At 71.9% G+C, this 23698-nt stretch carries 18 protein-coding genes; 3 read left to right on the top strand and 15 right to left on the bottom strand.

Features of this window, described 5'->3' with window-relative positions; all coding sequences use genetic code 11:
- Positions 1 to 10: 10 nt before the first annotated feature.
- Complete coding sequence (locus IF46_RS0110140) at positions 11 to 436, bottom strand: hypothetical protein (protein WP_030488044.1); 426 nt, start codon at positions 434 to 436, stop codon at positions 11 to 13.
- A complete protein-coding gene (glyA, locus tag IF46_RS0110135; protein ID WP_030488043.1) occupies positions 429 to 1718 on the bottom strand; it encodes a serine hydroxymethyltransferase in 1290 nt (429 codons plus the stop codon). Before glyA ends, IF46_RS0110140 begins: the two co-directional genes overlap by 8 nt.
- A 35-nt stretch (positions 1719 to 1753) precedes the next feature.
- Between glyA and IF46_RS0110130 the strand changes: the two genes are divergently transcribed.
- Entirely contained in the window at positions 1754 to 3214 is a 1461-nt protein-coding gene (locus tag IF46_RS0110130; protein WP_030488042.1) for an SDR family oxidoreductase, read from the top strand.
- 10 nt (positions 3215 to 3224) lie between these two features.
- On the opposite strand, the gene IF46_RS0110125 is transcribed toward IF46_RS0110130, so the two are convergent.
- The 4 genes from IF46_RS0110125 to prmC all read right to left on the bottom strand — a co-directional run bounded on the left by IF46_RS0110125 (position 3225) and on the right by prmC (position 7649).
- Positions 3225 to 5336 carry a transglycosylase domain-containing protein gene (locus IF46_RS0110125; protein ID WP_030488041.1) on the bottom strand — a complete coding sequence of 704 codons (2112 nt, stop codon included), beginning with the start codon at positions 5334 to 5336 and terminating at the stop codon, positions 3225 to 3227.
- Between the two features lie 106 nt (positions 5337 to 5442).
- Positions 5443 to 6054 (bottom strand): phosphotyrosine protein phosphatase, encoded by a 612-nt coding sequence (locus tag IF46_RS0110120; RefSeq protein WP_030488040.1) that lies wholly within the window; start codon positions 6052 to 6054, stop codon positions 5443 to 5445.
- Positions 6055 to 6702 carry an L-threonylcarbamoyladenylate synthase gene (locus IF46_RS0110115; RefSeq protein ID WP_030488039.1) on the bottom strand — a complete coding sequence of 216 codons (648 nt, stop codon included), beginning with the start codon at positions 6700 to 6702 and terminating at the stop codon, positions 6055 to 6057.
- Complete coding sequence (gene prmC, locus IF46_RS0110110; protein WP_030488038.1) at positions 6702 to 7649, bottom strand: peptide chain release factor N(5)-glutamine methyltransferase; 948 nt, start codon at positions 7647 to 7649, stop codon at positions 6702 to 6704. The genes IF46_RS0110115 and prmC overlap by 1 nt, the downstream gene beginning before the upstream one ends.
- 73 nt (positions 7650 to 7722) lie before the next feature.
- Here prmC and IF46_RS0110105 point away from each other — a divergent pair, with 73 nt between their 5' ends.
- Positions 7723 to 9270, top strand: coding sequence for a sensor domain-containing diguanylate cyclase (locus tag IF46_RS0110105; protein WP_030488037.1), 1548 nt, complete (start codon positions 7723 to 7725; stop codon positions 9268 to 9270).
- A gap of 121 nt (positions 9271 to 9391) precedes the next feature.
- Here IF46_RS0110105 and prfA read toward each other — a convergent pair whose 3' ends face one another.
- Both prfA and rpmE read right to left on the bottom strand, forming a co-directional pair.
- Positions 9392 to 10480: a peptide chain release factor 1 gene (gene prfA / locus IF46_RS0110100; RefSeq protein ID WP_030488036.1), complete on the bottom strand. Its 1089-nt coding sequence runs from the start codon at positions 10478 to 10480 to the stop codon at positions 9392 to 9394.
- Positions 10481 to 10614: 134 nt separating this feature from the next.
- The gene (gene rpmE, locus IF46_RS0110095; protein WP_030333150.1) at positions 10615 to 10839 is read right to left on the bottom strand and encodes a 50S ribosomal protein L31; all 225 of its coding nucleotides are present in this window, start codon (positions 10837 to 10839) and stop codon (positions 10615 to 10617) included.
- A gap of 275 nt (positions 10840 to 11114) precedes the next feature.
- Between rpmE and IF46_RS0110085 the strand changes: the two genes are divergently transcribed.
- A complete protein-coding gene (locus IF46_RS0110085; RefSeq protein WP_030488035.1) occupies positions 11115 to 12011 on the top strand; it encodes an AAA family ATPase in 897 nt (298 codons plus the stop codon).
- Between the two features lie 68 nt (positions 12012 to 12079).
- Here the strand turns inward: IF46_RS0110085 and rho are convergent, their stop codons facing one another.
- The 7 genes from rho to IF46_RS0110050 form a co-directional block, all read right to left on the bottom strand.
- The gene (rho, locus tag IF46_RS0110080) at positions 12080 to 14233 is read right to left on the bottom strand and encodes a transcription termination factor Rho (RefSeq protein WP_030488034.1); all 2154 of its coding nucleotides are present in this window, start codon (positions 14231 to 14233) and stop codon (positions 12080 to 12082) included.
- 296 nt (positions 14234 to 14529) lie between these two features.
- Entirely contained in the window at positions 14530 to 15474 is a 945-nt protein-coding gene (thrB, locus tag IF46_RS0110075) for a homoserine kinase (RefSeq protein ID WP_030488033.1), read from the bottom strand.
- Positions 15475 to 15538: 64 nt separating this feature from the next.
- Positions 15539 to 16783, bottom strand: a complete 1245-nt coding sequence (locus IF46_RS0110070; protein ID WP_030488032.1) for an MFS transporter — start codon at positions 16781 to 16783, stop codon at positions 15539 to 15541.
- An 11-nt stretch (positions 16784 to 16794) separates the two neighbouring features.
- Entirely contained in the window at positions 16795 to 17613 is an 819-nt protein-coding gene (locus IF46_RS0110065) for a polysaccharide deacetylase family protein (RefSeq protein ID WP_030488031.1), read from the bottom strand.
- 159 nt (positions 17614 to 17772) lie between these two features.
- Positions 17773 to 21051, bottom strand: coding sequence for an efflux RND transporter permease subunit (locus IF46_RS0110060; RefSeq protein ID WP_030488030.1), 3279 nt, complete (start codon positions 21049 to 21051; stop codon positions 17773 to 17775).
- Between the two features lie 142 nt (positions 21052 to 21193).
- Complete coding sequence (gene thrC / locus IF46_RS0110055; RefSeq protein WP_030488029.1) at positions 21194 to 22243, bottom strand: threonine synthase; 1050 nt, start codon at positions 22241 to 22243, stop codon at positions 21194 to 21196.
- 139 nt (positions 22244 to 22382) lie between these two features.
- Positions 22383 to 23693: a homoserine dehydrogenase gene (locus IF46_RS0110050; protein WP_030488028.1), complete on the bottom strand. Its 1311-nt coding sequence runs from the start codon at positions 23691 to 23693 to the stop codon at positions 22383 to 22385.
- Between the last annotated feature and the right edge of the window lie 5 nt (positions 23694 to 23698).

Below are 23698 nucleotides of genomic sequence, written 5' to 3'. Positions count from 1 at the left end.
GACCGCCAGGTCAGCGCTGCGCCCGACGGGCGTGCACCGTGGTCAGCCACCAGATGTGCACCGCCGTCCACACTGCCACCCCGGAGACGATGCCGAGGCAGAGCGGGACCAACCCGTCCCAGCCGGTCGACGCCACCGCCACCAGCACAGCACCCAGCAGGCTGAACTTCAACACGTACAAACCCAGGCCGAGCGGCAGCAGCAACTGCGGGTTGACCTGGTCGGCCCGGGCCAGCACCACCGTGGTCAGCGTGTAGCTGAGCACCGTGACACCCACGCCGGCCGCCGCGCCGAGCGCGGCCGTCGCGCCACCGGTCACCCCGCCCACCACCGCGGCGACCGCGGCGAGGGCCGCCGAGGCGCCCAGCAGCACCGGCAGGTGCCGCAGCCGCCACCGTCGGTCGGTGTCCGGCTCGACCACCCCGGGCTCAGCCACGGGGGTACGCCGGAAACGTCGCGACCAACTCAGCCACCTCGGCGCCGAGCCGGGTCAGCTCGTCAGCACCGCCCGGTGCGCCGGGATCGGTGCGCACCGCACGGGCGATCAGGGTCGCCACCTGCCGCATCTCCCCCTCCCGCATCCCCTGCGTGGTGACGCTCGGGGTGCCCACCCGGATGCCGGAGGCCACCATCGGGGGCTGCGGGTCGTACGGGATGGCGTTCTTGTTCAGGGTGATCGACGCGGCGTCGCAGCGTCGCTCGGCCTCGGTGCCGGTCACCCCCAGCTCCCGCAGGTCGATCAGGGCGAGGTGGGTGTCGGTGCCACCGGAGACCGGGCGCATCCCCTCGTCGGCCAGCCCGGCGGCGAGCGCCTGGGCGTTGCTGACCACCTGCCGGGCGTACGTCTGGAACTCCGGCTGGGCGGCCTCGCGCAGCGCGACCGCCTTGGCCGCGACCGCGTGCATCAGCGGGCCGCCCTGGGTGAACGGGAAGACCGCCTTGTCGATCCGCTGGGCCAACGACTCGCGGCACAGGATCATGCCGCCACGCGGGCCGCGCAGCACCTTGTGGGTGGTGGCGCAGACGACGTCGGCGTACGGCACCGGGGACGGGATCGCCCGGCCGGCGACCAGGCCGATGAAGTGCGCCGCGTCCACCATCAGGTACGCGCCGACCTCGTCGGCGATCTCCCGGAACCGGGCGAAGTCGATCAGGCGCGAGTACGCGGTGGCACCACAGATGATCAGCTTGGGCCGGTGCGCCCGGGCCAGGTCGCGTACCTCGTCGTAGTCGATCTGCTCGGTGTCCGGCCGCACCGGGTAGCCGACCGGGTGGAACCACTTGCCGGAGAAGTTCACCCGGCTGCCGTGGGTGAGGTGCCCGCCGTGCGGCAGGTCCATCGCCAGCACCGTGTCCCCCGGCTGCACAAGCGCGGCGTACGCGGCCAGGTTGGCGCTCGCCCCGGAGTGCGGCTGGAGGTTGGCGTGCTCGGCCCCGAAGAGCTCCTTGGCCCGGGCGATGCCGATCTCCTCAGCCCGGTCCACCTCGGCGCACCCACCGTAGTAGCGCCGCCCCGGGTAACCCTCGGCGTACTTGTTGGTAAGCGTCGAACCGAGCGCCGCCAGCACGGCCGGCGAGGTCAGGTTCTCGCTGGCGATGAGCTGCAGGCCACCGCGCAACCGGTCCAGCTCGCCGAGGACCACCCCGGCGATCTCCGGATCGGTGGCCCTGAGCTGCGCGAAATCCGGCCCCCAGAAGGTGCTCGTCTCGGTCTCCACAGCGAACGAGTCTAGGCGGCCGCACACTGGGAGTCGTGAGATGCCTCGTCACCGGAGCGACCGGCTACATCGGCGGGCGGCTGACGCCGCTGCTGCTCGCCGATGGGCACACCGTGCGCTGCCTCGCCCGCAAGGCCGTGCGGCTGCGGGACGTGCCCTGGGCCTCGGCGGCTGAGATCGTCGAGGGGGACCTGAGCCGGCCGGAGACGCTGCCCGCCGCGTTCGCCGACGTGGACGTGGCGTACTTCCTGGTGCACTCGCTCGGCCGGGCCGACTTCGAGCAGGTCGACCGGGCGGCGGCGACAAACTTCGCGGCGGCGGCGCACGCGGCCGGCGTACGCCGGATCGTCTACCTGGGCGGGCCACTCCCGGCGACCGACGCCGTCCCCTCGCCGCACCTGCGCTCCCGGGCCGAGGTGGGCCGGATCCTGCTGGCCAGCGGGGTGCCCACGGCGGTGCTCCGGGCCGCGGTGATCATCGGCTCCGGTTCGGCGTCGTTCGAGATGCTGCGGTACCTGACCGAGCGACTGCCCGCCATGATCACGCCGCGCTGGGTGCGCAACCGGATCCAGCCGATCGCGGTCCGCGACGTGCTGAACTACCTGGTCGGCTGCACCGCACTGCCGGCGGAGGTCAACCGGGGCTTCGACATCGGCGGGCCGGACGTGCTCACGTTCCGCGAGATGATGCAGCGCTACGCCCGGGTGGCCGGGCTGCGCCGACGGATCATCGTGCCGGTCCGGGCGCTCACCCCGTCGCTCTCCTCGCACTGGGTCGGTCTGATCACCCCGGTGCCGAACGCCATCGCCCGCCCGCTAGTGGAGAGCCTGATCCAGGAGGCGGTCGCGGACGAACACGACATCGCCCGCTACGTACCCGACCCGCCGGGCGGGCTGACCGGCTTCGACGAAGCGGTGGCGCTGGCGCTGGCCAAGGTGCGCGACGCCCAGGTGGAGACCCGCTGGTCGAACGCGAGTGGCCCGGACGCGCCGGCCGAACCGCTGCCCACCGACCCGGTGTGGTCGGGTGGCACCGCCTACACCGACGTTCGGGAACGGGCGGTGGACGCACCACAAGCGGCACTCTGGCGGGTCGTTGAGGGCGTCGGCGGCGAACACGGCTGGTACTCGTTCCCGCTGGCCTGGTCGATCCGCGGCTGGCTGGACCGGCTCGTCGGCGGGGTCGGACTCCGGCGGGGTCGACGCGACCCGCACCGCCTCCAGGTGGGTGAGGCGCTGGACTTCTGGCGGGTCGAGGAGATCATCCCCGGTGAGTTGCTGCGGCTGCGCGCCGAGATGCGGCTACCCGGCCGGGCCTGGCTGGAGATGCGGGTACTCCCGGCCGACGACGGCCGCAGCCGCTACCAGCAACGCGCCGTCTTCCTGCCGCGCGGCCTGCCAGGGCACGCCTACTGGAAGTCGGTGGCCCCGTTCCACGCGATGGTCTTCGGCGGAATGGCCCGCAACATAGCCCGCAACGCCGAACAGACCCGCTGACCGCATTGGGTTAGTTGCCGGCTTGGGGTTGGGTTTGGAAGGCGGTTCGTTCGCTTGGCGGGACGAAGTCGCGGACCGGTTGGTCGCGCAGAGCGAAGGCGAGCACCTCACCGACCGCGTTCACCATCTGGGCCTGCACCGCCTGACCGACCGCGTCCCGGGGGTCGTCCGGGTTCGCGGCCATCGAGGCGACCGCGAGCTGCGGCGTGAACGCCACCACAGTCTCCGTCTCGTACCGTTCCGAACTGCCGGTCTTGCCCGCCACCGGTCGGCCGAGCTTCGCCCGCAACCCGGGTGCGGTGGCACCGTCGCAGCGTCCGTACATCGACTGGTCGCCGACCGGGCAGCGGGCCGCGTCGGTGGCCGCCCGCGCCACATCGGCGTCGAGCACCTGCCGGCAGTCCGGCTTGGCGGCGTCGACCGGCCGGCCGGCCGAGTCGGTGATCGAGACCACCGGCAGCGGAGCGCACCAGGTGCCCTCGGCCGCCACCGTGGCGTACGCGCTGGCCAGGTCCAACGGGGTGGTCGCGGCCACGCCCAGCGTGAACGGACCCCAGTCCTTCGCGCCGTAGCGGGCCAGCTCGGCGTCGGAGTCGGCCCGCAGCACGATGCCGAGCCGCTCGGCCATCTCCACCACCCGGTCGGCGCCGACCTTCTCGGTGAGCCAGGCGAAGTACGTGTTCACCGAGCGGCCGAACGCGCTCCACATGGTGCGGGGGCCGTCCATCGACGACGGGCTGGCGTTCGCCGGGCACCAGCGACCGTCGCAACTCGCCTCCCCGGTCACCGGGAAGCGGGTGAGCAGTTGGGTCGGCGCCACGAAGTCGGTCGACAGCGGCAGGCCGGATTCCAGCGCGGCCAGCAGGGTGAAGAGCTTGAACGTCGAGCCGCCCTGGTACCCGTCGATCGCGCCGCCGCCAGCGATCAACTGGTTGACGGTGTTCGGGCGGTTCTTCTGCCCGACCGGGTTGCCCGCCACGCTGTAGGCGCGGTTCACCGACATCGCCAACACCCGCCCGGTGCCCGGTTGCACAACCGCGGTCGGCACCGCCTCGGCCGTCGTCTTCGGATAGATCCGCAGCACCTGCTCGGTGGTGGCCCGCTGCACCCCCGGGTCCAGCGACGACACGATGGAGAACCCGCCCCGGCGAAGCGCGCGCTGCCGCTCGTCGGCGGTCGCTCCGAACGCGGACTGGCTGCTCCACCAGCGGGTGAACCAGTCGCAGAAGAAGCCCCAGTCGTTCTGCGCCTCGGGGACGCCGGTGCAGTCGTTCGGGGTCGCGCTGGGCCGCAGCTGCAGTGGTTCGGCGCGCGCCGCCGCCGCCGCGTCCGCCGGCACCTGCCCCGACTCCACCAACCGCTCCAACACGTACGAGCGCCGGGCCACCGCGCTGTCGGCGTCGCCGTTGATCGGGTCGTCGCTGTCCGGCGAGCGCACCAGGCCGGCCAGCAACGCCGCCTGGGCCAGGGTCAACTCGGCCGGAGAGCGGGAGAAGTACCGCTTGCTGGCCGCCGCGATGCCGTAGGCCCCGGCGCCGAAGTAGGCGATGTTGAGGTAGCGGGTCAGGATCTCGTCCTTGTCCAGCTCCCGCTCCAACGCGAGCGCGTACCGCATCTCCTGGAGCTTGCGGACGGTGGTGAGTTCGGTGGCGGCGTCCCGCTGCGCCTCGGTCAACCGAGGGTCGTTGCTGAGCACGTTACGGACGTACTGCATGGTCAGCGTGGAGGCGCCCTGCCGGGTCTGGCCGTCGCGCTTGTTGACGGTGAACGCGCGCACCACGCCTCGCAGGTCGACCCCGCTGTGCTGGTAGAACCGGACGTCCTCGGCGGCCACGATCGCTCGGCGCATCACCGGGGCCACCTCGTGCAGCGGCACGTCCACCCGGTCCTCCTGGTAGAAGGAGGTGATCAGGGTGGTGCCATCGTTGGCGTAGAGGTTGGAGCGCTGCGCGGTGGGCGGCGTGCGGAGGGTGTTCGGCAGCTCCGAGTACGGCGTCGACAGGGCGCTGAAGCCGATCCCGAAGACCAGGGCCGCGGGCAGGGCGGCTGCTGCCAGCACCAACCCGGCCAGCACTCCGGCGATCACCACGGTCAGCAGTTTGTCGAGTTGGGCCCGGATCATCAGCTCTCCCCGCAGGAGCCGGTCACGCTAGGACCCGTTCAGAATGACCCGGAACGCCCCTTTAGCCCCTGGTTTTCCCCAAACCCGGAGGAAACTCGCACCCCGCTCAGGGCAGCAGCGCGCCGGCCAGCGGGTGGACCGTCTCCTCGATCTCGTCAGCAACCCGGCTGAAGCACTGGTCGCCGCGACCCCACGGGTCGTCCAGATCATCGGTGGACAGCGCCGAAGCGCCCAGCCGCGCGTCGTGAGCCGCCGCCACCAGGGCCACACCCCGGGCGTACACGGCCTCCGGGGTCGCGTCGTCCGCCGGCAACGCGGCGGCATCCACCGCGGCCAGCAGCCGGCCGAACTCACCCAGCACGAACGTGCGGGCCGCCGCGTCCGGACGGAGCGCCACCACGTACTCCTGCTGGTCGGCGGTGGCGGTCAGAACCAGGTCGGCGGCGTCGATGTGGTCTGAGCGCAGCTTGCGCGCCGCGAACCCCTCCACGTCACCACCACGGCCGGTGACCTGCCGCGCCGCCGGCGGGTTCATCTCCTCGCCCGCGTGCCAGCCACCCGTGCCGGCGCTGTGACTGTGCACCAACTCCTCGGCCTGGGCCGGGTCCTGCGCACGCCGGGTCAGCCGCTCCCGCACCGCGAGGGCGAGCAGCCGCTCCGCCATCGGCGAGCGGCAGATGTTGCCCATGCAGACGTGCAGAACCGTGAACGGGGGCACTCAGACCGCCCGACCGTCGACGAGATCCGGAACCACGTCGCGCAGCTTCTCCAGTGGGATCGCCCCGGCCCGCAGCAGCTGCGGCACCTCACCGGTCAGATCCACGATCGTGCTGGGCACCGGGTCCGGGCAGGGCCCGGCCTCCAGATAGGCCCGCACGGAGTAGCTGAGCTGGTCACGCGCCTCCTCGGCGGTGACCGCAGCCGGCTGGCCGGTCTTGTTGGCCGACGAGACCGCCATCGGGCCGGTCTCGCGCAGCACCTCCAACGCCACCGGGTGCAGCGGCATCCGCACCGCCACCGTGCCCGTCTTGTCGCCCAGGTCCCATTGCAGGCTCGGCGAGTGCTCGACCACGATCGTCAGCGCACCCGGCCAGAACGCCTCCACGAGGTCCCGTGCGGCCGTGGGCAGCGAGAAGACCAACCCGTCCAGGGTGTGCCGCGAGCCGATCAGCACCGGCGGCGGCATCTGCCGACCCCGGCCCTTGGCGTCCAGCAGCGCCTTCACCGCGTACGGGGTGAACGCGTCCGCGCCGATTCCATACACGGTGTCCGTCGGGAGAACGACCAGCTCGCCGTTCTTGATCGCCTCGATTGCCGCAGCGATGCCGCGGTCCCGATCGGCGGGCGACCGGCAGTCGTAGAGCATCACGAGGAGTCAGTCTGCCACGCCGACCCGATCGGGGCGTGCTGGCCGTCCGCCCGTCGGGACGCGGTCGCGTAGCGGGGCCGCCCGGCGAGGTCCAGATGCTCCGCGACAGCGGTGAAGTTGCCGCCCTGGGCGAGCAGCGCGGGCACCGCCGCGCCGTGGGTGTCGTCGTGCTCGACGCCGAACCCGCCCCCCGGGCGCAACAGCACTGCCGCCCGCGCGACGACCGGCCGGATCACCACCAGACCATCCGCTCCACCAAAGACCGCCTCCGCCGGGTCGTGCCCGGCCACGTCCGGCGGGACCACCACGTCGTCCGGCACGTACGGCGGGTTGCAGAGCAGCACGTCCACCCGGCCCACCAGCTCCGCCAGCAGGTCCGGCGCGGTCACGTCGGCCTCGACCACCTCGATCGGCCGGTCCCCCGCCGCGGCCCGCTCCGCCGCGTTGCGCCGCAGCCAGGCCAATGCCGCCGGGGACCGCTCCACCGCGATCACCCGTGCCCCCGGCAGCTCCTGAGCCACCGCCAGCGCGATCGCGCCCGAGCCGCTGCACAGGTCCACCACCACCGGGTCGGGCCGACCCCGAGCCTGCTCGACACCCCAGCCGGCCAACAGCTCGGTCTCCGGCCGGGGCACGAAGACACCCGGGCCGACCGACAGCTCCAGGTGCCGGAACCCGGCCCGACCGGTCAGGTGCTGCAACGGCTCATGCCCGGCACGGCGGCGGGTCAGCTCGTCGAGCCGCGCCAACTGGTCGCCGCTGAGGTCGTCGGCGAGCGCCAGCCGACCCCGGGGAACCCCCAGCACGTACGCCGCCAACAACTCGGCCTCCACCCGGGCGGAGCCGACCCCGGCGGCGGCGAGCGCACGGGTCGCTCGGGCCACCGCGGCGGACGGCCGGATGGGGCCTGTCCCTTCGGGGGGGTGTTGCGGCAAAGTACTCACGACATAATCATGAAGCGTCGCGGGCGACGTGACGAACCGGTGCGCCCAGGCGCGCACGACAGGAGGTTGGCGGGTGGGCTGGCTCGACCGGGTCGATGACCAGGTTGATGCCCTCACGCGCGCTCGTGCGTTGCAGGAGGCCAGTCGCTCCGCGGAGGCGTACGTCCTCCTGGAGCGTGTGATCCGCACCACGACCGACCCGGCGGCCCGCGCGGACGCGATGGTGCAGCGCCTCTCCGCGCTGATCAATCTCGGTCGGACGGCGGAGTTCACCCGGGCCATCGAAGAGGCGTCCGCGGCGGTCCGCGACCTCGCCGAGCCCTATCTACACGGGCACCTCAACGCACTGGCCGCGCTCGCCGCGCACCACCAGGGCGCACTGGACCGGTGCGTCACGCACCTCGTCCGAGCGGCCCGGGCGCTGGGGGCCGTCGCCGACCCGGACCGGGACACCGCCTGGGGCTGGCACGACCTGGCCATGGCCTACAGCTACCTCAGCTTCCACGGGTACGCGCTGGGCGCCATCGAGCGGGCCCGGCAGCTCGGGGTGACCGCCGGGATCCCGGAGGAGACGTTCGCCGCGCCGGGCATCCGGCTGCGCAACGCCGTGGCCCTGGACCACAACGGCGACAGCGACGGTTGCCTGCGGGTGCTCCGGGACGTGGCCGCCGACCTGGCCCGCTTCGTCCGCGGTGGGCGGGCCGGCCAGCTACGCCCGAGCAGCCTCGCCGCGTACGGCTACGCGGCGGCCCGGCAGGCCGCGCTCGGCGACCAGGCGGCGACCGGGACAGACGTCGAGCCGGCCCGGTTGATGAGCCACGGTGGGGACAGCGCCCGTGCCCGCGACCTGCGTCAACTCGGGCAGGTGTGCCTCGCCGTCGCCGACGGGCGACCGATCGAGGCGGTCGCCCGACTGGACACCGTCCAGGTGTCCGCCGAGACGCTCGGCGCGGCCGAGTCGGCCCGGCTGCGCAGCATCGCGCTGACCCGTGCCGGTGACCACCTGGCGGCGCACCGGGCCGACCGGCTCGCGTTCCGGCTCGCCGCGCAGCGCAACGACCGGCTGCGTGACGTCTACATCGACGGCATCGCCGCCCGCATCGACCACGAGGAGATGCGCCGCGAGGCGGCGCGCTTCGAGGGCGAGGCGTTGACCGACCCGCTCACCGGGCTGCCCAACCGCCGCCGACTGGAGCGGTACATCACCGCCGTGGTCACCCGTGGCGAGCGGGTGGTGATCGGCGTCTGTGACCTGGACGGCTTCAAGGCGGTCAACACCCGGCACGGGCACCACTCCGGTGACCTGGTGCTGCAACGCATCGCCGGCGTGATCAACCGGGTGATGCGCCGGGGCGACTTCGTGGCCCGCTATGGCGGGGACGAGTTCGTGGTGGTGCTGCCCGAAACCGGCATGGCCGAGGCCGCCGAGGTGGCCCGCCGGATCGAGGCCGCGGTCCGACTCGAGGATTGGGAATCGCTGGTGCCAGGCACCCCGGTCGGGGTGAGCATCGGCTTCGCCGAGGTCTCCGGCGGCAGCGGGCTGCGTGACGCGCTCAGCATCGCCTTCGAGCAGGCCGACCGCGAGATGCTCCGCGCCAAGACCCGCCCCCGCGCGAGCTGATCACCCGCGTTCGCGTCGATCAAGGAGTTGTGGTGCCTGACAAAAGCCCCACAGCACGATAATCCGCCCACCATAACTCCATGATCGGCGGGACGGCGGGGCGACGGCGCGGCGGGCGTGGTTAGCGGCGGGTCAGCTCGGTGTCGCCGGCGAGGCGGGCGGCGCGGTCGGCCTCGGAGAGGGCGTCCAGCACCCCGTCCAGCTCACCGGCGAGCGCCAGGTCCAGGTTGTACGCGGTGTAGCCGATCCGGTGATCGGTGATCCGGTTCTGCGGGAAGTTGTAGGTGCGGATCCGCTCCGAGCGGTCCACGGTGCGCACCTGCGCCTTGCGCGCGTCCGAGGCGGCGGCGTCGGCCTGCTCCTGGGCGGCGGCGAGCATCCGGGCCCGCAGGATCCGCATGGCCTGCTCCCGGTTCTGCAACTGGGACTTCTCGTTCTGGCAGGAGACGACGATGCCGGTCGGCAGGTGGGTGATCCGCACCGCCGAGTCGGTGGTGTTCACCGACTGGCCGCCCGGGCCGGACGAACGGAACACGTCGATCCGCAGGTCGTTCTGGTCGATCGTGACGTCGACGTCCTCGGCCTCCGGCAGCACCAGCACCCCGGCGGCGCTGGTGTGGATCCGGCCCTGCGACTCGGTCACCGGGACACGCTGCACCCGGTGCACGCCGCCCTCCCACTTGAGCCGCGACCAGACGCCGTTGCCGCCGTCCGGCACGCCCTTGGTCTTGATCGCCAGGGAGACGTCCTTGACCCCGCCGAGGTCGGAATCCTGTGCGTCGATCACCTCGGTGACCCAGCCGTGCCGCTCGGCGTACCGGGTGTACATCCGCAGCAGGTCACCGGCGAACAGCGCCGACTCCTCGCCACCCTCACCGGCCTTGATCTCGACGATCACGTCCTTGGCGTCGTGCGGGTCGCGCGGAATGAGCAGCTCGGCGAGGCGCTCCTCCAGCACCGGCAGGGACTCGGCGATGGATTCCGCCTCACCCGCGAAGGACGGGTCCTCGGCGGCCAGCTCACGAGCCGCGGCCAGATCGGCGCGGGCCTGTTCCAACTCGCCGGCGGCCTTGTGCAGCGGCACCAGCTCGGCGTACCGGCGGCCGACCCTGCGTGCGGTGTTCTGGTCGGCGTGGATGGCCGGGTCGGCCAGCCGCTTCTCCAGGTCCGCGTACTCGTCGAGGAGGCCGGCCAGACGCTCGCTGCTCATGCTGCGGATGCTCCTTCGACGGTGCGCGACGACCGGGCCAGGGCCTTGAAGGCCAGTGGCCGGGCGGAAACGGAGGGAAATGCGGACGGCGCCCGCATCCGGCGGAAAACCGGACGCGGGCGCCGAACGAGGAGCTACTTGGCCTTCTTGGCCTGAACCTTGGCGTACTTCTGCTGGAACTTCGCGACCCGGCCGGCGGTGTCGAGAACGCGCTGCTTACCGGTGTAGAACGGGTGGCAGGCGCTGCAGGTCTCGGCGTGGATCGCCCCGCCCTTGGCGGTGCTGCGGGTCGTGAACGTGTTGCCACAGGAGCAGCTGACCTCGGTGGTCACGTACTCCGGGTGGATGTTTGCCTTCATCTCGCCTCGGTCCTCTCGTTGGTGGTCGCCGGGTCGCCGTCATCGCTCGTCGCGCCGTACACGACGGGCTCGGGCGTGAACCGGAACCGGTGGCCGATTGACCAGTGTGCCATGGGCCTGAGCCGACCCGGTAATCGGGCCGCACACCTCGTCCGGCATCGTCAACACGTGCCGACCCGTCCGCATTCCCGCCGCCCGACCGGGCATTCGTCCGCCCGGTGGACCGCAGTCAGGTACCCCGCCGGGGGTACGTCCGCCCAGCCGGGAACACGTCGATGACCCGCCTGATCGCCACCCGGGGCCTGCCCGCCTCGGGCAAGACGACATTCGCCCGGACGCTTCAGCCGTCCGTCGCGCGGGTCAACCGGGACGAGTTGCGCCGGATGCTGCACGGCGAGCGGCTGTTCACCCAGTGGGCCGAGGCGCAGGTGACCGCCGTACAGCAGGCGCAGGTCGAGGCGCTGCTGCGGGCCCGAGCGGACGTCTGCGTGGACGACACCAACCTGCGCGCGCGGACCCTGCGGGGCTGGGCCGAACTGGCCGCCCGCCACGGCGCGGAATTCGAGGTGCACGACTTCACCGACGTGCCGCTGGACGAGTGCCTGCGCCGCGACGCCGCCCGCCCGGCCACCGACCAGGTCGGTGCGGACGCGATCCGCCGGCTGCACGAGCGGTACCTCGAGGGGCGGGAACTGCCGCTGCCGGTGCCGCAGGCCCGCACCGGGTCCGCCGCCGTGGTGCACCCCCCGTCGACCGAGCCACCGGAGATCGTCCTGGTCGACATCGACGGCACCGTCGCGCTGGCCGTCTCCCGCAGCCCGTACGACATGACCCGGGTGGGCGAGGACGAGCCGAACCCGGCGGTGATCGCGGCGGTCCGGGCGATGCACGCCGCCGGCTACGGGGTGGTCTTCTGCTCCGGGCGGGACGCCTCGGCCCGCGCCGCCACCGAGGCGTGGTTGGCCCGGCACGTACGAGTGCCCTACCTGGGTCTGCACCTGCGCGCCGTCGGCGACGCCCGGAAGGACTCGATCGTCAAGCGGGAGATCTACGACCGGGAGATCCGGGACCGTTACCGGGTGGCCGGCGTCTTCGACGACCGCGTCCAGGTGGTCCAGATGTGGCGGGCCCTCGGCCTCACCGTCTTCCAGGTGGCCGACGGCGACTTCTGATCCGCAGGCGACATGCCGAAGGGGCACGGCCGCGATGGCCGTGCCCCTTCGTCGTTACCCGGGGATGGTTACTCCCCCGGCGTCGACTTCGCAATCTGCATCAGGAACTCGATGTTGGTGCGGGACTGCTTGAGCCGGTCCAGCAGGAGATCCATCGCGGCCTGCGAGTCCAGCGAGTGCAGCACCTTCCGGAGCTTGTGGATGATGGCCAGCTCTTCCGGTGCGAGCAGGACCTCTTCCTTACGCGTACCGGACGGGTTGATGTCGATGGCCGGGAAGGTCCGCTTGTCGGCGATCTTCCGGTCCAGCTTCAACTCGGCGTTGCCGGTGCCCTTGAACTCCTCGAAGATGACCGTGTCCGCCATGGACCCGGTCTCCACCAGCGCCGTGGCGATGATGGTCAGCGACCCGCCGTTCTCGATGTTGCGGGCCGCGCCGAGGAAGCGCTTCGGCGGGTAGAGCGCGGTGGAGTCGATACCACCCGACATGATCCGGCCGCTGGCCGGCGCCGCCAGGTTGTACGACCGACCGAGCCGGGTCACCGAGTCGAGCAGCACGACGACGTCATGTCCAAGCTCGACGAGGCGCTTGGCCCGCTCGATGGCCAACTCCGCCACCGTGGTGTGGTCCTGCGGCGGACGGTCGAACGTGGCCGCGATGACCTCGCCCTTGATCGACCGCTGCATGTCGGTGACCTCTTCAGGCCGCTCGTCCACCAGCACCACCATCAGGTGGCACTCCGGGTTGTTGCGGGTGATCGCGTTCGCGATCGCCTGCAGCACCATCGTCTTACCCGCCTTGGGCGGCGACTGGATGAGTGCCCGCTGGCCCTTGCCGATCGGCATGACCAGGTCGATGACCCGAGTGGTCAGGATGTGCGGCTCGGTCTCCAGCCGCAGACGCTCCTGCGGGTAGAGCGGAGTGAGCTTGTAGAACTCCGGACGACGCCGCGCCTCCTCCGGCTCCATCCCGTTGATCGTGTCCAGCCGCATCAGCGGGTTGTACTTGTCGCGCCGCTGGTCGCCGCTGTTGCCGCCCTCGCGGGCCGCCCGCACCGCACCGGTGATCGCGTCACCGCGGCGCAGGCCGTACTTCTTGATCTGGGACATCGAGACGTACACGTCGTTCGGGCCGGCCAGGTAACCGGTCGTCCGCACGAAGGCGTAGTTGTCGAGCACGTCGATGATGCCGGCCACCGGGACGAGCACGTCGTCCTCGCTGACCTGCGGCTCACGCCCGCCGGTGTCGGCACCGGTCTCGGTACGCTCGCCGCGCCCGCGGCGACGGTCCCGGAAACGGCTGCGCCGGCCGCGCCGGCCGCCACCCTCGCCGTCATCGTCGTCGCTGTCCCGCTCGACGGCACGCTGACCACGGTCGTTGCGGTCACCACGGTCGTTGCGGTCCGGCCGGTCGTTGCGCTCGGCCCGCTCACCGCGGTCGGAACGCTCGGTACGGTCGTTGCGCTCGCCCCGATCGGTGCGCTCGGCGCGCTCGCTCCGGTCGTTGCGCTCGCCCCGCTCGGCACGCTCGCCACGATCGGCACGCTCGCCACGATCGCCCCGGTCGGAGCGCTCGGCACGCTCGCCACGATCGGCACGCTCGCCACGATCGCCTCGCTCGGCGCGCTCACCACGATCGGAACGCTCGGCGCGCTCCGGACGCTCGGCCCGGTCGCGGCGGTTCTCGCCACGGTCGGCCCGCTCGGTGGCTTCCACCTCGTCGGTACGCGTCTCGGTCGCACGCGCCTCAGTCGCACGCGTCTCGGTTGCACGCGCCTCAGCGGGGCGTGCCTCGGTGGCACGGGCCTCCGCCGTGGCGGTCCGGCTCCGCCGGGTGCGGCTACGGCCGCCCTCGGCCTCGGCAGCCGGCTCGGCCGGTGCCTGCTCGGCGCCACGCCCTTCGGCGGCCGGCCGGTCGGCGGTCTCCCGCACCTCGGCACGCACCCCCTCACGGGTCGGGGCGGCCGCGGCCGCGACCTCGGCCCGTGGTCGAGGGGTTCCGGCGGCGTTGCCGCCCTGCCGCTCGGAAATCGCGGCGATCAGCTCGCCCTTGCGCATGCGAGCCGTGCCGGAGATGCCGAGCGACGCGGCCAGGCTCTGCAGCTCTGGCAGCAGCATCGCCGACAGACCGGTGCCGCTACGCCGACGACGGGCGGGAGCGGATGCGGTGGCATCGCCAGCGACGTTGGAAACATCCGACGTCACGTCGGTGGTGTCGCTCAATGGATTCCTTCCCTCGATAAGGCCGGGACTGCCCGGAGTCGGAGCTCAGGTGGCCGGGCGGCCTCGGTGCACCCGCCTCGCAAGGACGCGTCGCGGGAGTCTGTGACACAGCAGCCGGTCGGTATCCCGACCCACCAACGTCGGTGGGCAGGTCTCGCCGTCTGCGGCGACCTGTGGAAACTGCGGTGCGGCGTGGGCCTTGGCAGGGGTAGACGGGCTGACCGCCGAGAGCTTCGGGGGTGCGCCGCCCCGCAGGAGATCGCGTGCTTCGCGGCTGTGCTAGGTCTAGAGCGTAATCAACTCTTCCGACCTGCGGCAACAGGGTCCCGCTCGGCGTGTCCAAGTCTACCCCGTGCGACCCGCGCGCCGCTGACGTCTATCGGTAACTGCCAGATCTCCCAGTCTGTTCCCACTGGGAAGCTCGCTGGAGGCTCGCTGAGCGCCAGGACAGTCGGCCCAGCCCCACTGACCACAGCCGCCACACCGGCCGCTCGCAACGCGCTGACCAGGGAAAATGTGCCCGGCATCCCGGCCGCGCGGTAATCCTGGTGGAGCCGGTCGACGGTGGCCGGCAGCAGCAGGGTCGGGTCGGTGGTGAGCGCGTGCACCAGCAATGCTGCCCGCCCTGCGGTCAACGCAGCGTCGCCGTGCGGCACGGTGGCCGGCAGAGCCGCCCGCGCGGTCGCGGTCAATCCGCGTTCCGCCGGGACGAAAACGATGGGCCGCACCCCGTCGGCGACCGGCAGGGAGACCGACCGGGCACCGCCCGGCTCGGACCAGGCCACTGTGAAACCGCCGAGCAGGCACGGGGCCACGTTGTCGGGGTGGCCCTCGATCTCGGCGGCCAGCCGGAGCGCGCCGGCGTCGTCCAGGCGGTGCTCCCCATCGGTGAAAAGAGCGCGGGCCAGCAGCACCCCGGCGACAATCGCGGCGGACGAGGAGCCCAGCCCACGCGCCTGTGGGATCCGGTTGACGCACTCCACGCTCAGCCCGTCGGGGTGGGCCCCGAGCACGTCGAACGCGGCGCGCATGGCCCGCACCACCAGGTGTCGGTCGTCGTCGGGCAGCTCGCCGGCACCCTGCCCGGTCACCGTCACCCGGGCACCGCCCGACGTGACCTCGGCGGCCACGTCGTCGTAGAGCCCGAGGGCGAGACCCAGCGCGTCGAAGCCCGGGCCCAGGTTGGCGCTGGTCGCGGGGGTCCGGACACGGACCGGCCCGGCGGTGAAGTTCGTCGGCACGCGCTCATGCTAGGGCTCGACACCGACGAAGCGGTCCCGCGCCCGCTGCCTGGGACCGCCGAAGTCAGCGGGCCGGGTTCCCGACCGGCTCGGCGGCCGGATCGGTGAGCGAGAGCCGGCGGGTGGCGATCCGCCAACCGACCGCGTACACGAGGGTGATCAGACCGCAGCCGGCGAGCACCACCCGCTCGTCCACCGAGTCCACCACCAGGGCCACCGCCAGTTGGCTGACCGAGATCGCCAGCGTCGCGAGCATCATGTCGGTGGCGAAGACGCGGCCACGCAACCGGTCCGGGACTTCACCCTGGAGGGCGAAGTTCGACATCACCCAGTTGCTGCCACCCGCGAAGTGCGCCACGAAGACCAGCAGCAGCACCAGCGGAAACCAGCGCACCACCGAGGTGCCCAGGTAGGACAGGCCGTAGAGCGACATGGACAACGCGAGCCCGGGCAGCAGCCAGGCCCGATTGGTCAGCACCCGGCGCATCAGGATCGGCCCCACCAACGCCCCCGCGCCGCGTACCGCGAAGAGCAGGCCGGCGCCGAGCGGGCCGACACCGTACACACCGGCCAGCAGCGGGAACACGGTCAACACGCCGTTGCCCAGGCCCACCGCCGACTTGACCGTGACAAGCGCCAGCACCCGGGGGCGGTGGCCGATGTAGCCGAGCGCCTCACGGACAGCCGTCCAGGTCCGCTGGGCCGGTTGGTCGGCGTCCCGGGGCGCCTGCAACGGCCGGCGGATCCGGGTGGCGAGGCCCGCGGCCACCGCCAGGCCCACCGCCGCCACCCAGAAGCAGACGTACGGGCCGGCAGCGGTGCTGAGCACGCCGCCGAGCGAGGCGCCGACCACGGTCATGGTGCCCCAGGCCGAGCCGGCGACGGCGTTCCCAGCGGCAAGCTCGTGCGGCTCCAGCACGTTGGGCAGCGCGGCCTGGGCGGCCGGCGAATAGAACGCCTTGGCGACCGCCACCACGCCGATCGCGACCAGCGCGAGCCACGCCGTTCCGGCGTTGCGCACCCCGAGCAGCAGCAACACGCCCGCCAGCGCGGCCACGTTCGAGGCAATCATGATCTTCCGGCGGTCGAAACGGTCGGCGATCGTGCCGGTGTACGGCAGCAGCAACGCCACGATGCCGGTGTCCACCGCCAACACCAGCGCGCCCCAGACTCCGCTGCCGGTCAGGTGCGGCAGCAGCACCAGCAGAGGCACCATGACGAACCAGTCGGCGCCGAAGACCACCAACTCGGCGAGGAACAGGTTGCGGAAGCTCCGATTGCCGGTCAGAACCGAGAGGGTGGACGCCACGGAGCGTGACCCTACCTGGTCGGTGTGGGAGCCACACCCGCTCCCAGCAGCGCCGAGACCGTGACGAAGGTGTAACCGCGCGACCGTAGCCCCTTGATCATGTCGGTCAGGCCACGCAGTGCGACAAGCCTCCGGTGTGCCCCCACATCGTGGCCGAGCACGATCGTTCCCGGTCGGACCTCGGCCACGATCCGCCGGGCATGGCCGGCCGGATCGTCGGGGAACTCGCGCTCCACCATCTGCAACGACCAGAGCACCAGCCGATAGTCCAGCCGGGCCGCCGCGTGCAGCACCGCCCCACCCAGGTGGCCGTACGGCGGGCGGAGCAGCACCGGCGGCGTCCCGATCAGGTCGGCGATCGTGTCGTGGCTGCGGCGCAGGTTGTCGTACGCCTCGGTGGCGTCCAACTCGGCCAGGTCCCGGTGGTCCCAACTGTGGTTACCCACCTCGTGCCCCGCGAGCCGATCGCGGACGATGTCGGCGTGCCGGCGGACCTGCTCCCCGACCATGAAGAAGGTGGCTGGTACGTGGTGCTGCGCCAGGGTGTCGAGCACCATCGGAGTCCACTGTGGTGCGGGGCCGTCGTCGAAGGTGAGGGCCACCAGGCGCTGGCTGGTCCTTCCCGACCAGAAGACCTCCAGCGCGCCGGAGCCGACATCCTGCTGCCCGTTTCCGAGGGTGGCGCCGGCTGGGCCGCCGGCGATCGGCGCCCGGCGATGAGTGATCCACCACGCCTCGGACGTCCCCGCGCCGATGACCACGCCGCCGACGACCAGCAGGCCACGGCGCAGCAGGTTACGTCGCCCCCACCCGCGCGCGCCGTCGGCCATCCACCCGCCCCCGCTCCACCCGCACCCCCACCCATCTACGAGGAGTATGCAAGAAGTTACGCAAAGTGTGGGGGTGGTCGGGTCGGAGTGTTTCGGCCGGGTGAACCTGGAACGCCCCCGGCAGAAATCCGCCGGGGGCGTTCCGAACTGCGATTCGACCTACTCGGTCGGCTCCGAGGGAGGCAGCGGCGAGGTACGGCTACGGGGCAGCCGCAGCACCTCGAACTGGTCCGTACCCTCCACCAGCGCGGCCGACGGCGCGGGTCGCCCGGTCGACTGCGCACCACCGGCCGCAGCCGGGGCAGGCGCGCCGCTCGGCACCGCGACCTGGTTCGGGGCGGACACCTCGTCGGTCTCCGTCGCGGTCACCGCCGGCTCGCCGGAGCGCCGCCGATCGCGCCAATTCCGCAGCCACTCCTTGGTGTACTCCACCATCGTGTAGAGCGTCGGCACCAGGATCAGCGTGAGCAGCGTCGAGCTGAGCAGACCGCCGATCACGACCACCGCCAGCGGCTGCGAGATGAAGCCGCCCTCGCCGGTCAACCCGAACGCCATCGGCAGCAGCGCGAAGATGGTCGCCACTGCCGTCATCAGGATGGGGCGCAACCGACGCCGGCCGCCCTCGACCACCGCTTCCTGCACTCCCATGCCCTGGGCTCGGTACTGGTTGATCAGGTCGAGCAGCACGATCGCGTTCGTCACCACGATGCCGACCAGCATCAACACACCGATCAGCGCCGGCACACCGAGCGGCGTCCCGGTGACCAACAGCAGCCCGATCGCGCCTGTCGACGCGAACGGAATGGAGATCAGCAGGATCAGCGCCTGGGTGAGGCTGCGGAACGTGGCCACCATGATCAGGAAGACGATCGCGATCGCGGCCAGCACCGCCAGGCCCAGGTCCCCGAAGGCATCCGCCTGATCCGCGCTGACGCCACCGATGGTGAAGCTCGCACCCGGCACGTCGATGGCGTCCAGCCGCTTCTGCAGCTCCTTGGTGGTCGCCCCCAGGTTCGAGCCGGTCGCCGCGCCGGTCACCGACACGCTGCGCTCACCGTCGATCCGGGTGACCTGCTGCGGGCCCTCACCCTGCGTGACATCCGCGATGTCGTCCAGCTTGACCGGACCCACCGGCAACGCCCGCAGCTCCTCCACGCTCATCGGCGCCTGCGTGCCCAACCGCAGCACCACATTCTGCTGCTGCCCGTCGACCGCGACCTGACCGAGCGGCGCTCCCCGGAACGCCTGCGACACGAGCTGCCCCACGGCGGCCTCGGTGAGCCCGGCCCGCCCGGCGGCGACCCGGTCGACAGTCACGTCGACCCTCGGCACCCGCTCGGCCAGGCTGGTGGAGACATCCTCGACGTCCGGGACACCGGCCATCGCGGCCCGCGCCTCCTCGGCGGCGCGGGTCAGCACGTCCGAGTCGCTGGCCTGGACGATCACCGCCAGCTGACTGGTCGACGCCTCCTGCCCGCCACCGAAGCTGATGTCGCCCACGCCGCTGCCGAGCTTGTCGAACTCCTTGCGCAGCACCTCGCGCATCTGCTTGGCGTCAGTGTCACCGTCGAGCGCCAGCGACCAGCTCGCGACGTTGTTGCCGCCGCCGCCCGCCCACGGGTTGTCCCCGCCACCCGCGGTCACCTGGTACGTCTCGACGCCCTTGGTTCCCGACAGCACCGACTCGACCTGCTTGGCCGCCGCATCGGTGGCCGCCAGGCCACTGCCGGCCGGCAACTCCTGGCTCATGTTGAGGGTGTCCTGGCCGGAGTCGTCCAGGAAGTTGGTTTCCAACTTCTGCGCCAGACCGAAGGTGCCGAACAGCACCAGCAGGCCGAGCCCGACGGTGATCCAGCGCGTCGACCGCTTACGGGTGGCGAAGCCGATCACCGGCAGGTACGCCCGCTGCAACGGGCTGCGCAGCTCCTTCTCCTCCGCGGCACGCCGCACCGCCTCGTCGTCCGCAGTGCCACCGCGCGGCTTGAGGAACCAGTACGCGAGCACCGGGATCACGGTCAGCGACACCAGCAGCGAGGCGAGCAGAGCCACCGTCACGGTGATCGCGAACGGCGCGAAGAGCTGACCCACGAACCCGCCGACCAGCGCGATCGGCGCGAACACCGCCACCGTGGTGAGGGTGGACGCGGTCACCGCACCGGCCACCTCGCGGACGCCGGTGATGATGGCGTGCCGCTTCTCCTCGCCGTACTCCAGGTGTCGTTTGATGTTCTCCAACACCACGATCGAGTCGTCCACCACCCGGCCGACCGCGATCGTCAGCGCGCCGAGGGTGAGCAGGTTGAGCGAGTAGTCGCCGATCCACAGGGCGATCAACGCCACCAGCACGGAGAGCGGGATGGAGACCGCGGTGACCACCGTCGAGCGCACCGACAGCAGGAAGACCAGGATGACGATGACCGCCATCACCAGGCCCAGCAGGCCCTCGGTGGTCAGCGACTCGATCGACTTCTCGACGAACGGCGCCTGGTCGAAGACCACTGTCAACTCCGCGCCGGAGGCGTCCTTCAGGTCGCCGAGCCGGTCGCGGATCTCGTGCGAGATCTGCACCGCGTTGCCGTCCGGCGACGCGGTGACCGCGATGCCGAGGCTGTCCTTGCCGTTGGTCCGGGTGATCGCCGTGGCCGGAGCGAGCTGCTGCTCGACCGTCGCCACGTCACCGAGGCGGACGGGTGCCGCGCCTGGGGTGACCACGATGCCGCGCAGCTCCTCCAGGGTGGCGATCGGCGTGCCGACCTGCACCGGGAGGGTCAGCGCGCCGTCGGTCACCGCGCCGGCCGGAACCGCCACGCCGTTAGTCTTCAACGCCGCGCCGATCGCCGTCGGCTGGATCTGCGCGGCGGCCAGCTTCGCCGGGTCCGGGGTGACCACCACGATGTCGTCGCGGGTGCCGGTCACCTCGACCGTGCGTACCCCCTCGATGCCTTGCAGCTCCGGCACCACAGTCGCGCGCAGCTTGTCGGCGAGCGCCCGCTCGTCCGCCGCGCCGGCGGCGGCCAACACGACCGCCGGAAGGTCGTCGGTGCTACCCGCGATGACCTGCGGGTCGACGCTCTCCGGCAGCTGGGCGTCGATCCGGCTCAGCGCGGTCTGCATCTTGTTGACCACGTCGTCGAGGTCGGTGCCGAACTCGTACGTCACCTGGACGGTGGCCGAGCCCTCACGGGACGTGGAGGTGATCTTGTCCAGACCGGGGATGCCCTGGAGGGCATTCTCGATCGGCTCGGTCACCTGCGACTCGACGATCTCGGGGCCGGCGCCGGGGTAGGGGGCCACGATGAACGCGGCCGGGAATTCAAGCGACGGCAGCAGTTGCTGCTTCAGCGACGGTACGGCGAACGCTCCGAACGCCGTAATCACCACCGCGATGAGTGCGACAAGCCCTCGGTTGGCGAGGCTGAATCTGGCGAGCAGCGACATCGGCCTGGGTCACTCCTGAACGAGAATGCGGGCGGGGATACCCGAAAGTGTGCCGGACTCGCATACCCCGACCCCCGCCGCCCCCGGGCCGTCCCGCGGGGCCGCCTACCCGCCGTCGATCATCACCCGGACGGCGACGTCCTCAGGCCAGGTCGAGGGCGCGGGCTGCGGCCAGCGGGTCGTTCGCGATGGTCAACGGCGCCGGCGCGGTGGAGATCGCCCACTCCGGGTCCTTCAGCCCGTGGCCGGTCACCGTGCAGACCACAGTGGAGCCGGGCGGCACAGCGCCCGCCGCGGCCTGCTGAAGCAGACCAGCCACACTTGCCGCACTGCCCAGCTCGACGAAGACCCCCACCTCACGGGCGAGCAGACGGTACGCGGAGAGGATCTCCCGGTCGGTCACCGACGTGATCAGGCCACCGGAGGCGTCCCGCGCGTCCAACGCCTTCGTCCAGCTCGCCGGGTTGCCGATCCGGATCGCGGTGGCGATCGTCGACGGCTCCGGCACGACCTGGCCGGTCACGATCGGGGCCGCACCGGCGGCCTGGAAGCCGTACATCTTCGGCGCCCGGGTGGTGACGCCGGCAGCCTTCTCCTCGGAATAACCCATCCAGTAGGCGGAGATGTTGCCGGCGTTGCCGACCGGCAGGCAGTGGATGTCAGGTGCGTCACCGAGCGCCTCGACGATCTCGAAGGCGGCGGTCTTCTGGCCATGCAACCGGTCGATGTTGACCGAGTTGACCAACGCGACCGGGTGGTCCTGGGCCAGCTTCGCGGCGAGCGACAAGCAGTCGTCGAAGTTGCCGCTCACCTGGAGCAGCTTCGCGCCGTGCACCAGCGCCTGGGCCAGCTTGCCCAACGCGATCTTGCCCTGCGGCACCAGCACCGCGCAGGTCATCCCGGCCCGAGCCGCGTACGCCGCGGCGGAGGCGCTGGTGTTGCCGGTGGAGGCGCAGATGATGGCCTTGTTGCCGGCCTCGACCGCCTTGGACACCGCGAGGGTCATCCCCCGGTCCTTGAAGGAGCCGGTCGGGTTGGCGCCCTCGACCTTCAGGTAGACGTCGCAACCGAGCCGAGCGGACAGCACCGGCGCCGGCAGCAGCGGGGTGTTCCCCTCGTGCAGCGTGACGACCGGCGTGGCCGCGGTGACCGGCAGCCGATCCCGGTACGCCTCGATCAGACCACGCCACATGTCGTTCTCCTCGCCTCTACCGCCGCGCCGACCCGAGCATCAGGGCCAGATTGGACCAGCCTGCCGGAACGGCCGATGGCACACCCCGGCATACCCACCTGGCGGGACGCGCGAGCCATCCCGTCGATGGTGCAACGACTCAGGCGTCGCCCTCGACCCGCAGCACGCTGGTCACCGACCGGACAATGTCCAGACCGCGCAGCTCACCGACGGTCGCGGCGAGCGCGGCGTCCGGTGCCACATGCGTGACGATCACCAACTCGGCGTCACCGTCGCGGCCCGCCGGCCCACCCGCCGAGCCCTGTCGCACAGTTGCGATCGACACGTCGTGCCGGGCGAACACGCCCGCCACCGACGCCAGCACGCCCGGCCGGTCGGCCACGTCGAGGCTCACGTGGTAGCGGGTCAACGCCTCGCCCATCGGCCGGACCGCCAGGTCCGCGTACGCGCTCTCGCTTGCCGCGCGCACCCCGGCGAGCCGGTTGCGGGACACCGCGACCACGTCACCGAGCACCGCGCTGGCGGTGGGCGCCCCGCCGGCGCCACGACCGTAGAACATCAGCTGCCCGGCCGCGTCCGCCTCCACGAAGACCGCGTTGAACGCGTCCCCGACGCTGGCCAGCGGGTGGCTCCGCGGGATCATCGCCGGGTGCACCCGGACGCTCACCGTCTCCCGGCCGCTTGCGTCGACGCCCCGGGCCGCGATGCAGAGCAGTTTGATCGTGCAGCCCATCGCCTGGGCGCTGGCCATGTCGGCGGCGGTCACCTCGGTGATGCCCTCCCGGTGCACGTCGGCGGCGCCGACCCGGGTGTGGAACGCCAGCGAGGCGAGGATCGCCGCCTTCGCCGCCGCGTCGAAGCCCTCCACGTCGGCGGTCGGGTCGGCCTCCGCGTACCCAAGGGCGGTGGCCTCTTCGAGGGCCTCGGCGAAGCCGGCGCCGGTCGCGTCCATCGCGGAGAGGATGAAGTTGGTGGTGCCGTTGACGATGCCGGTGACCCGGTTGATCCGATCACCGTGCAGCGACTCACGCAGCGGGCGCAGCAGCGGGATGGCCCCGGCCACGGACGCCTCGTAGTAGAGGTCGCCGCCGCCCTCGGCCGCCGCCTCGTGCAGGGCCACGCCGTCCTCGGCGAGCAGCGCCTTGTTGGCGGTGACCACGCTCTTGCCGGCGCGCAGCGCCTCGACCAGCCAGCTGCGGGCCGGCTCGATGCCGCCGACCACCTCGATCACCACGTCCACGTCGTCGCGCTTGATCAGGCCGAGCGCGTCGGTGGTGAACAGACTCTCGTCGATCGGCAGGTCACCCCGGTCGCGGCCGAGCCGGCGCACGGCGATGCCGACGATCTCCAGCGGAGCGCCGATCCGCGCGGCCAGGTCGGCCGACTGCTCGTGCAGCAGCCGGACCACCTCCTGGCCGACCGTGCCGCAGCCGAGCAGCGCCAAGCGCACAGGTG

Source organism: Micromonospora chokoriensis, from assembly GCF_000718555.1.
Lineage (GTDB): Bacteria > Actinomycetota > Actinomycetes > Mycobacteriales > Micromonosporaceae > Micromonospora > Micromonospora chokoriensis_B.
This window is presented reverse-complemented; position numbering and strand designations above follow the sequence as displayed.

Bases quoted from the DNA above. Each gene is read 5' to 3' on its own strand.
- IF46_RS0110125 (WP_030488041.1), bottom strand. From the start codon at position 5,336: ATGATCCGGGCCCAACTCGACAAACTGCTGACCGTGGTGATCGCCGGA.
- IF46_RS0110115 (WP_030488039.1), bottom strand. From the start codon at position 6,702: ATGCTCTACGACTGCCGGTCGCCCGCCGATCGGGACCGCGGCATCGCT.
- prfA (WP_030488036.1), bottom strand. From the start codon at position 10,480: ATGAGCAGCGAGCGTCTGGCCGGCCTCCTCGACGAGTACGCGGACCTG.
- rpmE (WP_030333150.1), bottom strand. From the start codon at position 10,839: ATGAAGGCAAACATCCACCCGGAGTACGTGACCACCGAGGTCAGCTGC.
- IF46_RS0110085 (WP_030488035.1), top strand. From the start codon at position 11,115: ATGACCCGCCTGATCGCCACCCGGGGCCTGCCCGCCTCGGGCAAGACG.
- IF46_RS0110065 (WP_030488031.1), bottom strand. From the start codon at position 17,613: ATGGCCGACGGCGCGCGCGGGTGGGGGCGACGTAACCTGCTGCGCCGT.
- IF46_RS0110060 (WP_030488030.1), bottom strand. From the start codon at position 21,051: ATGTCGCTGCTCGCCAGATTCAGCCTCGCCAACCGAGGGCTTGTCGCA.
- thrC (WP_030488029.1), bottom strand. From the start codon at position 22,243: ATGTGGCGTGGTCTGATCGAGGCGTACCGGGATCGGCTGCCGGTCACC.